The following is a 14,316-nucleotide window of genomic DNA, read 5'->3' as shown; positions in this document are numbered from 1 at the left end:
TCCGTGAACATTCGTTTGCCCACGGACTTTTTAAAATTATCTGATTCTTATAAATGTCTTATGCCTTGAAGCTCTCCAAATCTTCTGCCTTGAAGTTCTGGATGTATGCAGAATGACCGAGAACTTCCTCCTCTGCCATGCGAACATATACGTTGGCACTCTTGGCAAACATCTCTGGTGCCTTGGTAGCATCATCGAGGATGAGGAGAGACATTACGATGTCGCCAGTCATGTTGTAGAGACGGCGAGCCAGGAAGTCGTGAATTGCCTGATCGTTAGCTTCCTTCACCTTGTTGATGGCTGCCTCGTAAAGATCTACGAGCTTGGCAACACGCTCCTTCAATGGCTTCAAGTCATCTGATACCTCGCTCTCCAACATCTCCTTGATGATGCTGAGATAAGTACCGTTGGTGATGTAGCGGATAGCTGCAACAACCTGAAGCTGGGTGGTACCCTCGTAGATAGAGAAGATGCGGGCATCACGGAACAGGCGCTGGCACTTGTACTCCATGATGAAACCAGAACCACCGTGGATGCTGATGGCATCGTATGCATTCTGGTTAGCATACTCTGAGTTCATACCCTTAGCCAATGGTGTGAATGCATCAGCCAAGCGGGTGTATTTCTTCATCTCCTGACGCTCCTCTGGAGTGAGCTTAGTGTCGCGGGCAATGTCTTCCAAAGCCTTGTAGATATCTACGTAGCGAGCGCAGCAGTAGAGGAGTGAACGGCCTGCATCCAACTTAGCCTTCATTCTTGAAAGCATGTCATAAACGGCTGGGAAGTTGATGATCTTCTCACCAAACTGAGCACGCTCCTTGGCATAGGCCAAACCCTCATTGTAAGCCTCCTGCTCAACACCTACACTCTGAGCTGCAATACCCAGACGGGCACCGTTCATCAGAGCCATCACGTACTTAATCAAACCGAGACGGGTGTTACCGCAAAGCTCTGCCTTGGCATTCTTGTAAACCAACTCGCAGGTAGGAGAACCGTGAATACCCAACTTGTGCTCGATGTGACGAACGGTTACGCCACCATCACGCTTGTCGTAGATGAACATAGAAAGACCACGACCATCCTTGGTGCCTTCCTCTGAACGAGCCAGAACCAGGTGGATGTCTGAGTCACCATTGGTGATGAAACGCTTCACACCATTCAGACGCCATGTGCCGTCCTCATCCTGTGTAGCCTTCAGCATCACGCGCTGCAAGTCAGAACCTGCATCAGGCTCAGTCAAGTCCATACTCATGGTCTCGCCAGCGCAGATGCGAGGGATGTACTTCTGGCGCTGCTCCTCAGAACCGAACTCATAAAGAGTATCGATACAGCTCTGGAGCGACCAGATGTTCTGGAAACCTGCATCAGCTGCAGCGATAATCTCTGAAGCCATAGAGAAGATGGCGTTAGGCAGGTTCAAGCCGCCGTAACGACGAGGCATTGACAAGCCCCAGAGGCCAGCCTTGCGGGTAGCATCGAGGTTCTCGAATGTCTTGCTGGCATAAATCATGCGGCCGTTCTCCAGGTGTGGACCTTCGAGGTCAACATCCTCAGAGTTTGGTTCGATGATGTTAGCAGCTACATCGCCGGTAATATCCAGCAATCGCTTGTAGTTCTCGATGGCATCCTCGTAGTTGACAGGAGCATCTTCAAACTGGTCTTTTTCAGCGTAGTTGCGCTCCTTCAAGTCAACAACACGCTTCATCAATGGGTGATTGAGATGAAATTCAATCTCAGGGTGATCACTATAGTAATTAGCCATTTTGCTTTTCTTATTTAAATAATGTATAATGCAGATTACTTAGAATTCTGCTTGTAGTACTTGATGAGCTTAGGAACCACATCCTCTACATTACCGTTGATAACGTAGTCGGCAATCTTGTTGATTGGAGCATCTGGGTCGTTGTTTACAGAGATGATGATGCCTGAATCCTGCATACCGGCGATGTGCTGAATCTGACCAGAGATTCCGCAGGCGATATATACCTTAGGATGAACGGTAACACCAGTCTGACCAATCTGACGGTCGTGATCTACCCAACCTGCATCTACTGCAGCACGAGAAGCACCAACCTCACCATGGAGGAGATGAGCCAATTCGAAGAGCTGGTCGAAGCCTTCCTTGCTTCCTACGCCATAACCGCCGGCTACGACGATGGCAGAACCCTTCAGGTTGTGCTTGGCAGCCTCTACGTGGTGGTCGAGTACCTTTACTACGAAGTCCTCAGCAGGAACATACTTGCTTACCTCAGGGTAAACCACTTCCTTCTTGCACTCACCCTCGTAGATGCTCTTCTGCATCACGCCAGAGCGGACTGTAGCCATCTGTGGACGGTGGTCTGGGTTTACGATAGTAGCCACGATGTTACCACCGAAGGCAGGACGAATCTGATAGAGCAGACCCTCGTAGTGCTTGCCGCTCTTCTTGTCGTCGTAATCACCGATTTCAAGCTCTGTACAGTCGGCGGTAAGACCGCTGGTCAATGAAGAAGAAACACGAGGACCGAGGTCGCGACCGATAACGGTAGCACCCATCAGTGCAATCTGAGGCTTCTCCTCCTTGAAGAGGTTGACGAGAATGTCTGTATGAGGAGCTGAAGTATATGGGAACAATCCCTCAGCATCGAAAACAAATAATTTATCTACACCATAAGGGAGAATCTGATCCTCTACCTTGCCCTTGATGCCGGTACCAGCTACGATGGCATGGAGCTCTACGCCCTGCTGGTTAGCGAGCTTACGACCCTTGGTGAGCAATTCCTGAGATACTTCGGCAACGGTTGTGCCTTCTACCTCGCAATATACAAATACGTTGTTCATTGTCTTTTCAAAATTATCCGATAATACTTTCGTTCAACAATTCCTTCATCAGTCCGTCGATGTCTTCATCGCTGCTGGTCAAGGTCTTGCTTTCCTTAGCCTGGAACACGATGTTCTTCACGGCCTTCACCTTGGTAGGTGAACCGCTCAAACCGCACTGTGCAGGGTCGCCGTCAACATCGGCAACACTCCACTGGTTCAGAGTCAAGTAAGGGCGCTCTTCATAGAGGTTGGCCCAAGGCTCATCACCCTTGCGCTCCATAGGGCAGGTAGCGTATTTATATTTCATTACGAGCTTCACGTTGCAAGGGCGACATGGAGCAGCACTTCCGTTTACGGTGATAACCAATGGCAATGGAGCCTCAACAGTCTCCACACCACCATCAATGAGGCGGCGTATAGTAGCCTTGCCATCCTCTACCTTGAGGATTTCCTCTGCGTAGGTTACCTGGTTCAATCCCAACTTCTGAGCCACCTGCGGACCTACCTGGGCTGTATCACCATCGATAGCCTGGCGACCACCGATCACGATGTCAACGTCACCAATCTTCTGGATTCCAGTAGCAAGGGCATAGGAAGTAGCCAAAGTATCAGCACCGGCAAAGAGACGGTCGGTGAGCAACCAACCCGTATCTGCACCACGATAAAGACCCTGGCGGATGATTTCTCCAGCACGTGGAGGACCCATGGTCAAAATTCCAACTGTAGAACCTGGATTCTGCTCCTTCAAGCGGAGAGCCTGCTCCAATGCGTTCAAATCTTCAGGATTGAAGATAGCAGGAAGGGCAGCACGGTTTACGGTGCCTTCAGCTGTCATCGCATCCTTACCCACATTTCTTGTATCAGGTACTTGCTTGGCAAGTACTACGATTTTTAAACTCATATCAATTAATGGTTATTGTTAAATTTTTCCTAAGTTTGTTAGTGCTTGATTCTCAAGATGTCTGTTTTCGAGTTCATAGTCAGACGGTAATCTGTCCGATACAGGACTTTCAAATGTCCATATTGGGTCAAAACACAGCCGCAAAAGTAACACTTTTTTGCGTGTTACCCAAATATTTCGTTAGAAAAATGCACAAAATAGGATGGTTTGTGCGCAAAATGGAATATTTGTGCAGGTTTTTCTTGGAAGAATGAAAGAAAAGTTGTAGTTTTGTAGGCAAAAGATTCATGTCTTGGAAACTGAGGGACAGAAGTCTTGGAAACAAAAAGAATAAATCTAAGAAAAGTAGCTTAAATAATAATGAAGAAAGTTTTTGTAAGTGGTTGCTATGACTTGCTGCATAGCGGTCACGTTGAGTTTTTCCGCCAGGCGTCTCAGTATGGCGACTTATACGTAGGTATAGGTTCCGACCAGACGATTCTCGGCTACAAGCATCATAAGACGTTCTATCCCGAGCAGGAGCGCCTTTTCATGGTGAAGTCTATTAAATATGTAAAGGATGCCTTTATCAACCAGGGTGATGGCATTATGGATTTTATTCCGACGGTGGATTTTGTGAAGCCTGACATCTTCGTGGTGAATGCAGACGGCAGCAGCGAAACCAAGCGCAGGTTCTGCGAGGAGCGAGGCATTGAGTATGTTGTGTTGCAGCGCACGCCTGCCGAGGGCCTGAAGGCACGTTCCAGCACCGACATCAAGGATTCCACCTGCCAGCTTCCTACCCGTCTTGATTTGGCAGGTACTTGGATAGACCAGCCTTACGTCAGCTGCCATGCTCCGGGCTGGGCGATAACCATGTCGCTGATTCCTACCTTCGAGGTGCGTGAGCGTTGTGGTCTTTCCACTTCTACCCGCAACATGATCAAGAAGATCTGGCCGGTGAAGTTGCCTGATATGAATCCGGAGATTCTTGCCAAGCTGGTGTTCTGTTTTGAGAACGATCCTGAGCGCAACGATGGCATTGTGAGCGGGGCACAGGATTCCATAGGGATCTGTATGCCTGGACTGGTGCGTCACTATTACGACAACCGTTTCTGGCCGGATAAGTTCGAGACCTGTCTTGACGAGGACGTTCTCACCTGGGTGGAGAGTCATGTCTGCATGATTCCGATGGAGCCACGCCGTCCGGGCTGTTCCGTGGTAGAAGGCAAGGACATTACCGAGCCAAAGGTGAAGAATCTTGCCAAGGCAGCCGATGACTGTTGGAATGCCATTCTCCGGAAGGATTTCCCTGCCTTTGCCTCTGCCTTCAAGGCGTCGTTTGATGCTCAGGTAGCCATGTTCCCTGCCATGATTCAGGGTTGCGTTCAGGGCTTCATAGATGAGTATTCCGTCCTTCCTGAGGTTCATGCATGGAAGATGCCGGGAGCTGGTGGCGGCGGCTATCTGGTACTGGTTGTTGATGATGTGAAGGCATTTGCCGAAAAGCATCCGGAGACTATTGATTTGACGATTAGAAGAAAGTAGCGAGGGCGGTTGAACCATCTGCCCTGTGTATAGATTAGGCACGGATTGCACGGATTTTCCTTTAAATTATAAATGCGCTTTTTGCATTATCGTCTAAAATCTCCGTGTAATCCGTGCCTAAAATCTGCTACACCCTCTTATTCGAAGCTTTTCAGTCTTGCAATATATTTGCCGAGAATATCGAATTCGATGTTCACCACGGTTCCCACTTCGATGTTGCAGAAGTTGGTGTTCTCTCGTGTATAAGGAATGATGGCAACGGTGAAGGTGTTGTCGGTAGGCTCGCAGACGGTGAGCGAAACGCCGTTCACGGTCACGCTGCCTTTGTCGACCGTGAAATAGCCTTTTCTTGCCATTTCCTTATTGAGCTTATATTCGAAAGTAAAATAAGTAGAGCCATCAGCGTCTTTCATTGCGATACATTTGGCAGTCTCGTCCACGTGTCCCTGTACGATATGACCATCCAGACGGCCGTTCATCACCATAGAGCGCTCTACGTTCACCTTGTCGCCCACCTTGAGCAGACCCAGATTACTGCGGTCCAGGGTTTCCTTCATGGCAGTAACGGTATACGTGCCATCTTTTATTTCCACTACGGTGAGGCACACACCATTATGAGCCACACTTTGGTCGATACCGAGTTCATCAACGAAAGAGCACTTCAACGTAAAGTCGATGTTCTCCTTATCATGCTTGATAGCTACTACGGTAGCCATTTCTTCTACGATTCCACTAAACATATATTCTATTTTTATTTGGTTTCATTATTATTTAGAATGCAAAGATATTGCATTAGCTAGAAACAGCCAAATTATTTAAGTTCTTTTGATAAAATAAGCAAGATATATTTGTTTAATTGCCATATTTTTTATATTTTTGCACATTATAATATATGCACATGATAAATGTGATATACATGTCTTTCCAAAACTCCACCGAATATGAAGAATAATGAAACCCAAATGTCGCAAAACAATGACTTCGATGGTCTTGTAGCCCATATTCAGCAAACGCAAGATGTATTGCAGAACAATGCTCGCTTAGTGATTAATCGCCACGTCACAGCCAAGGCTTGGTTGACGGGCTATTATATTGTGGAGTATGAGCAGAAGGGAGCTGATAGAGCTAAGTATGGTGAGCAACTTTTGAAGAAGTTGGCAGAGAAGTTGAAAGACAAGAAGACTTTCAGCTATAGAAGCCTAAATATTTATCGAAAGTTTTATTTGACCTATCCTGCGTTGAATGACCAAATTAAGCATTTTGTTTTGTCTTTGCCGTCAATTGTGCAGACAGTGTCTGCACAATTCCAACTGTCTGTTAGTCAGAATGTAGGAAAAATGCAGACGGTGTCTGCCAAATTGCCAATAGCGACGTTGGTTGATAAAGAAATACAGACAAAGCCAGAATTGTTATTCAATAAAATGTCCTTTTCGCATCTGTCGCTATTGCTTTCTATTACTGACCCTCTGGAGCGTGCTTTCTACGAGACGATGGCAATTCGTGGCACTTGGAGTGTTAGAGAATTGCAACGCCAGATTGATTCCAACTATTATTTCCGCAGTGGATGGAGTCAAAAGCCTGAAGCGTTGGCGAAGTTGGTGGAAGGCAAGGCTGAGACAGATACGCTCGCCCTTGACATCAAGTCGCCATTTACCTTTGAATTTTTGGGTTTACAAGCCAAGGATGTAGTGGAAGAGTCTGACTTGGAGACAGCCCTCATCACCCATCTTCAAGACTTTATCTTGGAGCTTGGTATGGGCTTCTGTTTTGAGGAGCGTCAGAAGAAAATGTTGATTGACGACCGCTATTTCAAGGCAGACCTTGTCTTCTATCATAGGATATTGAAACGCCATGTCATCATCGAATTGAAAGCGAATCGTTTGAACTATGCCGATGCCGCCCAACTCCACCTGTATCTTGCTTACTATCGAAAGAATATCATGCTGCCAGATGATAACCCACCAATCGGTATTCTCCTTTGCTCGGAAGTAGGACAGGAAATGGCAGAGTATTCTTTGCTTGATTTGGATGAGAGTGTGTTTATCTCCAAGTATCAACTCAATGTGCCTTCAAAGGAACGAATGACAGAGTTCTTGCGTAAGGAAAATGAGGGACTATATAATTAGGAGCAGCAAAATTAGATAACACAGTTTAGGTAACAATAAAAACATTTGAAGACAATGGAAATCAAGGAAGGATATATGCCCTTCATGGGCTATCAAACATATTATCGTATCGTAGGTAAAACAGAGGAGGGCAAGAGCCCTATCATCCTCTTGCATGGTGGACCAGGCAGTACCCACAACTATTTCGAGCTATTGGATAGGGTAGCGGAATCAGGTAGAGCTGTCATCATGTACGACCAGTTGGGCTGTGGCAACTCATTTGTGGAGGGACATCCCGAACTCTGGACTCCTGAGACTTGGCTCAACGAACTCTGTGTGCTCATCGACTATCTCCACATCGACCATTTTCATCTCTTGGGACAGTCGTGGGGTGGCATGCTCGCCATCATCTATCTGATAGAGAAGCAAGCAAAGGGCGTGAAGTCTGCCATCCTCAGCAGCACTCTTTCGAGCAGCAAGCTTTGGGCAAGTGAGCAACATCGCATGATTAAGTTTATGTCGGAGGAAGACCAGCGTGCCATCGCTGAGGCTGAGGCGAAGGATGACTTTTCGAGCGAGGCGTATGCCAAGGCGAATGAACACTTCATGCTCCTGCATTGTGCCGGTGAGGTGACGGAGGATAGTCCAGAGTGTCTTCGCCGGAAGAAGCGTGCTGGTGCTGAGGCTTATCTCCATGGTTGGGGACCAAATGAATACACCCCGACTGGCACGCTTCGTGATTATGATTACACCGACCGCCTTGGCGAGATACAAGTGCCATGCTTGGTGATGAGTGGCACCAACGATCTCTGCACTCCTTTGGTAGCAAAGACACTTTATGATGGTATCCAAGATTCCAAGTGGCATCTCTTCGTAGGAGCCCGCCACATGCCATTTGTCGAGCAAAACGATGAATATTGCAAGGTGTTGGAAGAATGGATGGAGGAGAAAGAGGGAAAGTGATTTGGCACTTTCCCCTTTTATTTCATGATTCCATTGTCAGTATCAGAGAGGTTGACTCTCTTTTTGTCCAATTGATTGGATAAAATAAGCATAAAACCGTCCAATTGATTGGATGAAATCAATGGAAAAAGTGCTGATAGTGGTGCCAAAAGTCGTTTTTTAAAGCACTTTTGGCACCACTATCGGCACTTTTATAGAGAAACTATTGTTTCTTGAGAGTTAAGTTGGGTTCAATTCCATTGATACCAAGTCCTAAAATATCGGTTACTTCTCTACATCCACAATCACAATGCTGGTTAGTTGAACAATCATTGCAGAAGGTAGGTTGATAAGAGCGGGATGTAAATTTGTTCCAATAATCTGTATCCTTAATCCAAGGTTCTTCGCATACATTTCCTACGATGTGAGGAGAATGATTGCAGGTTCTTATTTGTCCTGCTGGATCAATAACGAAGAATCCTTTTGCCGCAGCGCATAGATACCCTACATGTATTCTTTTGTATGAATTAGCAGAAGCTATGATGCACTTTGGTATTTCTGTACCCACATTTCCATAGCGATTAGCTAGTGTTAGTACTTCTTCTGCAGTATCAAGCATTCCGTTGATTTGCTCTGTGGAAAGGCAAAGTTCATTCATATATTTCAAACCACGTCCACCAGGCAGAAAACGGTTGAGAAGAATTTCTGTAGCTCCATTGATGAGGGCAAGCGATATGGTCTCAAATAGCTCATGATAGTTCTTTTTTGTAACGGTAATGTTTGCTGTGCATTCTAAGCCGATTTCTTTGGCTTTCGAAAAGTATTCTAACACATAATCTGCATTAGCAACTCCTGTATGCTCTTCAAATGATTGGTAGCCAGGAAGGCTCATGCTAAGATGAACATTCATTTCCTTGAAGAATTTGAGATGTTCTTCATTCATGAGTCTTCCATTGGAGATGAGTATGATGGGATAATCTATTTTCCTCTGATTACCAATTGTTCTGATGTGCCTTATGATTTCATGAAGGTCTTCTCTTAGCAATGCTTCTCCGCCAGACAAAGAAAATGTCTTTACTCCATAGTCGTATATTTTTTCTATTACCCATTTCCATTGTGTGGTAGATAGCTCTTTCCCAAATGGATACGAAGAGATAGGCGCATACCAAGGGCATGAGCAAAACAAGCAATGGTGATTGCACCTATATGTCAGTTCCAAAGCGACTGACTTCGGAAGTATGGGTATGCTATTCTTCATTGCTATCATTTTCTTTTATTCCTATTCCTGTCATTCTCTTGATAGTATCTTGCTCATCCATGATGCTATGGTAGCGATCATAACAGTCTTTAAAGTAGGCATCCCCTTTCAAAAAAGCCAATACGGCTTGGTAGTCATCAAATGACTCTATGTCGGTTATAGCTTGATGATAGTCTTTATCGCTTTTTGCCTTGAAACAGAACAAATGATATGTTCCTTCTTCGTAGATGTCATCCTCGGAGGTTAACGGTAAATCGAAAAAATCTGCCTCTTCCTTCGCCTTTAGGGCGCATGAACCACATATAATTTCAAATGTAACATCATATCCCAAATCTTTTATCTCACTGATGATAGAATTAAGCTTTTCTTCATCGTTACGGAAAGCCTGATAGACCAATGGGCGATGGCAATGTTGACATGTAGCGGAGAAACTATCTATCATCGAAGGTGCATAGCACATGGCTCCTATGTGATTTGCAAGATACGTTGGCAGTTCTTGAGCAGCCAATTCCTTTAGCTGCTCAATAAGTTCTTCTCTATTTAATGAATGTTTCATATTTCCTTCCTATTTAAATTGCGTAATTCTAGTGCGTTGGTTGCATGATGATGCATAGCATCTTTTCCTGATGCTTTTGCATATCTTCAGCATTCCACTCGTATCCAAATTCACGCTTGATACCATTTTTAATGCCTTCATCATAATTGTCTTGACACATCTGTAGCATGATTCTAAATTTCAAGGAAGCCACGCTTACTTGATTTGATTTGGAATCAAGATAACGATTCTTCTTATCTATAGGATTCCAGTTGGAGCCAGAACTATTGGCATCGGAACCAATCATGGCAAAATTGCCAAAGCAGTTTATCTCTTCTGATGTGATAGGCTTATCTTCTCCAGCTTTTGCCTGAGGATAGTAATGCTCAAGGCTTTTGCGAGTTCGAGAGAAATAGAAATTGTCAAATGTATCAAGGCCAAAGTCGCTGCATCCCAAGGCGGTAAAGAATTCAATTCTAGCTTTTGAACCTTTCTTGGCTCTGTTTCCTCGCAATACTTCTGCGTATTTCTTCCACAATCTATAGTCGGTATAGTTGAATACAAAGAGAGGTATATTGCTTGAACCTTTGGGATAGACATCATCGAAGGGACGATCCACATTTTCCAATTCAACACTCTGTTTGCCATTTCGAATGATGGTTTCATCGAAACTATTTGGCTTTGGCTGGTTTCTTTCATTCAGTTTGTTTGCATCCAAATATACATCGAAGAAGTACTTGTCTGCTAAATTTCTCACGAACTTCAAATAGTTATCTTCATTCCAGTCCTGGAATAGGTGCAACAAGCAGTAGAAGAGATAGTTCTTGCGTTGCTTGGCTGTAAATGCCACCTCAAACATAGATAAAAGATGAACCAACTCTCTTTGTTTAGACTTGTCATTGTCAATCAAATCTGCCATGTAGGCAGACTTGCCCTTCTTGCAGTAATATTGTAGTTTCCAAGGATTCTCAATGGCTTTATCTTCACCATTTATGTGGTGCACCATGTAGTTGTCGAGATAATATTTTGCCAATAGCAGGTTATAGGCAAACTGCTTGACAAATTCTGGAGTGAGCTTGACTTTGTCAAACTCATTGATAAGTTCCTTGTCATCGAGTGTGAAGTCTGATGGATTAAAATCTTTCTCTTGCATTCTTGTAATTTTGAGAACAATCAACAGAAAATTTGGAAAATCAATGATTGGTTGGAACGAATCGTTATAGTCAATTTCGCTCACCTCCTTTTCCTTTTTTACAGGAATATCGAGTAGTTTTTCTATTGTCTTCATCCCAAAGGAGTTGTCTAATTGTTGTGGCGCAATAGGAAAATCGTCAAATCTCTCCAACTTGAAGTTGCTCATATCTTTACCGAATATCTCAGTCATGTTAGGTAACTTTTGTTGGATATAGAAACTCATATCGCTACAAGCCTCCCAAATTTTACAGAACTTTTCCATCGCTTTATTGTCATTCTTCAGTTGATCACTCAATTTGGCTTTTACAATTTCATGCTTTTCAAGTTGCTCGCCACGAGAGTTCATTACTTCAAAATAATGATTCAACTCAACATCCTTAGGCACACGATAATGTATGATATGCACATGGTTCAAAAAATACTCCTTGAATTTGTCCATATCAACTTGATTTTCACCTACTATTTCCTTTAGTGCTTCTTTGGCAAAGTTATAGCCATTCTTTATGCCAAGGTCATATTCCTCCCCAAAATCAGAATCTTTTACTTCCTTATTTTTCTCAAACTTAGACATGACTTCTATGGTTTGAGTAGAAGCTTTGCGTGAGGAATATGCAAGTTTGTTGGTAACCTTCTCGCCCATAGCAGTGAGGATAATGTATATTGTAGTAAGACGTTGTTGTCCGTCTATAACCTCGAATACATTCTCGTCACGTTTAAAGGTTACAAGTGTTCCGATATAGTATATAGGCTTGTCTATGACCATGGAGTCATAGATATCCTTTATTAATGCAGAAATCTCATCTCGTTCCCAGGCGTAATTACGCTGATAGATGGGAATTTTGTAGTAGGTAACTGTTCCACTATTGACATAATAGATGTCTTTTACAGAACATTCTTTCAGAATATGTGATAAATCTTTCATGCTTGTCATTATTTATAAAATCCATTTTCCTTGAAGAAATAGAGGTAATTGCAAGAAATTTCATTCTCATCTTTGGCATCTATATTTTTGCTAGTACTGCTGCTTTCAAGTACTCTACCGTCATATATGTCTCCGATTGATAGAGAACATAATTTGTCGGCAAGGGCACAGAGAAGGGATGTTGGGGAATCTTGTCGAGCAATTAATTGGTACATGTTAAAGCCATTGATGATACCAAATTTGTTGCTTTCGCCCATAATGTAATTCTGCGCAGACAACCAGCCCAAATTTCTATATTGTGCTCTCAGAGAGTAAGCCCAAATGAAGGCATAGACTACGAATTGTTCAAATTGTGCCAAATCTTCCTTGGATGGGTAAGTTTCAGGGCAGAACCGATCTACGTAAAGCAAAACTGATGTGTCAAACAGCAAACGTGCTATGCCATTCCCCGTTCCTCGCTTGAAATATTTATCGAGAGTCTTTACAATCTCATTGTCGTTGATGTAAAAACCTTCGTACTTACTATTGTCTTGAATATCTTTCAAGATGTTATAGTAATGTTTGGTATATTCGAAAAAAGGCTTACCTGCAATGATTGGTGTATTCAATTGGAAAGCGTTGATGTTACGTATGCCTGATACAAATGGCATTGCAGATGAATTTACCATGTCGGCATAGCAATATGCTGCCTTGAAGAACTGGGCATAAGGAGTTTTGGCATAACGAGTAATGCCCTTGAACATTTGAATGTTATGTTCATTGAGTACATTAGCTTTGTTACCATTTACCCATTCCTTGATGCGATAGAGATAGTTGCCAAAAAGATTAGCCAAGTTGCTTTGGGAGACTTGTTCCCATCCTTTGACAATTTTTTCTGTTTCTTCTTCGCTTACACCTGCCATCTCTCGTAGATGATATGCCTTCAACAAGTCGTGAGGATAGAGAGCCTTGCCACGAGCATTTTGAGAATCGAAGAATTGGAAAGCTTCTGATATATCTTTTGTAATTACAACAATCAGTTCGCAATTATTTTCAATATACCCTTTCAATCTTTCTTTTTCCTTCTCGTGCTCATCATTTTTATCTTCAGACTTCTTACCTATGCGGCGACACAAAGCCTGATAAATGTTTGGAATATTACGACTGTTATGCTCATTGTTGTAAACTGACTGCTGTAAGAAACTGATATTCTTTTCGCCTAATGCAGTTAATAACAGAGAGAATGTGATGGTACGTTGCTGCCCATCTACAATGTCATAACGGTCTCCTTTTTGCTGGTGCAAGATGAGAGAGCCTACTCTATACTTTTCTTTGTTGCTATTCATCGCTTCGATGATGTCATCAAGCAATTGGATGGCATTGCGTGCTGTCCATTTATATGGTCGCTGATAGATAGGGATGTTGAGGCTAACATCTTCTATGGGCTTATCACCATTCGTTATCTTCTGGCGAAGAAGTAAATCACCGATGGTTGTTATTGATAATGTTAAGTTGCTCATTGTATATTATATTTTTTGTGACATAGTTACCAACATGGTTACCGACATAGTTACTAGCTCTGTTACTAGATCTGTTACCAGCTCTGTTACCAGCTCTGTTACTGTTTATACAGTCTCCAAGAACAAAAGTCCCTTTTTGGTTGTTCTGTATTGCTGTTTAGGGCTTGTCGGCTTGTCTGAAACCGTAAGTTCCAGATAATCATGTTGGAGCAGTGGCTCGATGAATGCTTTGAAGTTCTTGAATTGGTAAGTAACACCTAGTAGTTCAAATATTTCTTTTCTAAATTTTGCTTCTTTGCAGAATCTAAGAATGGATACAACTTTGTCTGTGGCATCGATATATGTATCATCTTCTGCTCTGTCACTAGCTCTGTCACTATCCAGCCAAAAAGTGACAGTGCTGGTACAAATATCACTCTCGAAAGTTACGTCATTGCCTGTGATTTCTTTCCACTCATTCATCATGTCGAAACCATAACCGATAGTTTCTGATAGATTTACGAGTCTGAATATCTTGGCGAACTACTCAGCACCCCTATGGGCATGAGTAATCGTCTTACTGTTGTACTACAGCAAGAATTGCATTGAATTTAGAATTTCCGTTCTTCATAGCAGTTTCAGCAATGGAGTG

General features: G+C 43.5%; 12 protein-coding genes. 3 read left to right on the top strand and 9 right to left on the bottom strand.

Translation table 11 applies throughout. The annotated features are described in order from the left end of the window. Positions 1-58: 58 nt before the first annotated feature. Genes ACTQ16_RS11675 through ACTQ16_RS11665 form a run of 3 tightly spaced genes read right to left on the bottom strand, consistent with a single transcriptional unit; the run spans position 59 to position 3,703 of the window. Positions 59-1,762, bottom strand: coding sequence for an acyl-CoA dehydrogenase family protein (locus tag ACTQ16_RS11675; RefSeq protein ID WP_295347360.1), 1,704 nt, complete (start codon positions 1,760-1,762; stop codon positions 59-61). Between the two features lie 35 nt (positions 1,763-1,797). Continuing rightward, positions 1,798-2,820, bottom strand: coding sequence for an electron transfer flavoprotein subunit alpha/FixB family protein (locus ACTQ16_RS11670; protein ID WP_154482077.1), 1,023 nt, complete (start codon positions 2,818-2,820; stop codon positions 1,798-1,800). A 13-nt stretch (positions 2,821-2,833) separates the two neighbouring features. Then, on the bottom strand, positions 2,834-3,703 hold the full coding sequence (locus ACTQ16_RS11665; RefSeq protein ID WP_006847063.1) for an electron transfer flavoprotein subunit beta/FixA family protein: 870 nt from the start codon (positions 3,701-3,703) through the stop codon (positions 2,834-2,836). A 360-nt stretch (positions 3,704-4,063) separates the two neighbouring features. On the opposite strand from ACTQ16_RS11665, the gene ACTQ16_RS11660 reads away from it, so the two are divergent. Next, positions 4,064-5,230: an adenylyltransferase/cytidyltransferase family protein gene (locus ACTQ16_RS11660; protein ID WP_441937524.1), complete on the top strand. Its 1,167-nt coding sequence runs from the start codon at positions 4,064-4,066 to the stop codon at positions 5,228-5,230. A gap of 137 nt (positions 5,231-5,367) precedes the next feature. Here ACTQ16_RS11660 and ACTQ16_RS11655 read toward each other — a convergent pair whose 3' ends face one another. After that, positions 5,368-5,970: a riboflavin synthase gene (locus ACTQ16_RS11655; RefSeq protein ID WP_294972355.1), complete on the bottom strand. Its 603-nt coding sequence runs from the start codon at positions 5,968-5,970 to the stop codon at positions 5,368-5,370. 201 nt (positions 5,971-6,171) lie between these two features. On the opposite strand from ACTQ16_RS11655, the gene ACTQ16_RS11650 reads away from it, so the two are divergent. Further along, the gene (locus ACTQ16_RS11650) at positions 6,172-7,356 is read left to right on the top strand and encodes a PDDEXK nuclease domain-containing protein (RefSeq protein WP_294972357.1); all 1,185 of its coding nucleotides are present in this window, start codon (positions 6,172-6,174) and stop codon (positions 7,354-7,356) included. Between the two features lie 54 nt (positions 7,357-7,410). After that, positions 7,411-8,298, top strand: coding sequence for a proline iminopeptidase (gene pepI, locus ACTQ16_RS11645; RefSeq protein ID WP_288283590.1), 888 nt, complete (start codon positions 7,411-7,413; stop codon positions 8,296-8,298). 202 nt (positions 8,299-8,500) lie between these two features. Here the strand turns inward: pepI and ACTQ16_RS11640 are convergent, their stop codons facing one another. The 5 genes from ACTQ16_RS11640 to ACTQ16_RS11620 all read right to left on the bottom strand — a co-directional run bounded on the left by ACTQ16_RS11640 (position 8,501) and on the right by ACTQ16_RS11620 (position 14,150). Beyond that, the gene (locus tag ACTQ16_RS11640; protein WP_441937522.1) at positions 8,501-9,544 is read right to left on the bottom strand and encodes a radical SAM/SPASM domain-containing protein; all 1,044 of its coding nucleotides are present in this window, start codon (positions 9,542-9,544) and stop codon (positions 8,501-8,503) included. Beyond that, entirely contained in the window at positions 9,525-10,091 is a 567-nt protein-coding gene (locus ACTQ16_RS11635) for a hypothetical protein (protein ID WP_441203754.1), read from the bottom strand. Before ACTQ16_RS11635 ends, ACTQ16_RS11640 begins: the two co-directional genes overlap by 20 nt. 28 nt (positions 10,092-10,119) lie before the next feature. Continuing rightward, positions 10,120-12,186: a DUF262 domain-containing protein gene (locus ACTQ16_RS11630; protein WP_441937520.1), complete on the bottom strand. Its 2,067-nt coding sequence runs from the start codon at positions 12,184-12,186 to the stop codon at positions 10,120-10,122. Between the two features lie 8 nt (positions 12,187-12,194). Beyond that, positions 12,195-13,685, bottom strand: coding sequence for a DUF262 domain-containing protein (locus tag ACTQ16_RS11625; protein ID WP_441937518.1), 1,491 nt, complete (start codon positions 13,683-13,685; stop codon positions 12,195-12,197). Between the two features lie 105 nt (positions 13,686-13,790). Further along, a complete protein-coding gene (locus ACTQ16_RS11620; protein WP_441937517.1) occupies positions 13,791-14,150 on the bottom strand; it encodes a Fic family protein in 360 nt (119 codons plus the stop codon). Positions 14,151-14,316: the final 166 nt, after the last annotated feature.

The organism is Prevotella sp. LCP21S3_D2, from assembly GCF_052118345.1.
In the GTDB taxonomy this organism is placed as follows: domain Bacteria; phylum Bacteroidota; class Bacteroidia; order Bacteroidales; family Bacteroidaceae; genus Prevotella.
This window is presented reverse-complemented; position numbering and strand designations above follow the sequence as displayed.

Bases quoted from the DNA above. Each gene is read 5' to 3' on its own strand.
- pepI (WP_288283590.1), top strand. From the start codon at position 7,411: ATGGAAATCAAGGAAGGATATATGCCCTTCATGGGCTATCAAACATAT.
- ACTQ16_RS11655 (WP_294972355.1), bottom strand. From the start codon at position 5,970: ATGTTTAGTGGAATCGTAGAAGAAATGGCTACCGTAGTAGCTATCAAG.
- ACTQ16_RS11635 (WP_441203754.1), bottom strand. From the start codon at position 10,091: ATGAAACATTCATTAAATAGAGAAGAACTTATTGAGCAGCTAAAGGAA.
- ACTQ16_RS11620 (WP_441937517.1), bottom strand. From the start codon at position 14,150: ATGATGAATGAGTGGAAAGAAATCACAGGCAATGACGTAACTTTCGAG.
- ACTQ16_RS11670 (WP_154482077.1), bottom strand. From the start codon at position 2,820: ATGAACAACGTATTTGTATATTGCGAGGTAGAAGGCACAACCGTTGCC.
- ACTQ16_RS11630 (WP_441937520.1), bottom strand. From the start codon at position 12,186: ATGAAAGATTTATCACATATTCTGAAAGAATGTTCTGTAAAAGACATC.
- ACTQ16_RS11675 (WP_295347360.1), bottom strand. From the start codon at position 1,762: ATGGCTAATTACTATAGTGATCACCCTGAGATTGAATTTCATCTCAAT.
- ACTQ16_RS11640 (WP_441937522.1), bottom strand. From the start codon at position 9,544: ATGATAGCAATGAAGAATAGCATACCCATACTTCCGAAGTCAGTCGCT.
- ACTQ16_RS11625 (WP_441937518.1), bottom strand. From the start codon at position 13,685: ATGAGCAACTTAACATTATCAATAACAACCATCGGTGATTTACTTCTT.
- ACTQ16_RS11660 (WP_441937524.1), top strand. From the start codon at position 4,064: ATGAAGAAAGTTTTTGTAAGTGGTTGCTATGACTTGCTGCATAGCGGT.
- ACTQ16_RS11650 (WP_294972357.1), top strand. From the start codon at position 6,172: ATGAAGAATAATGAAACCCAAATGTCGCAAAACAATGACTTCGATGGT.
- ACTQ16_RS11665 (WP_006847063.1), bottom strand. From the start codon at position 3,703: ATGAGTTTAAAAATCGTAGTACTTGCCAAGCAAGTACCTGATACAAGA.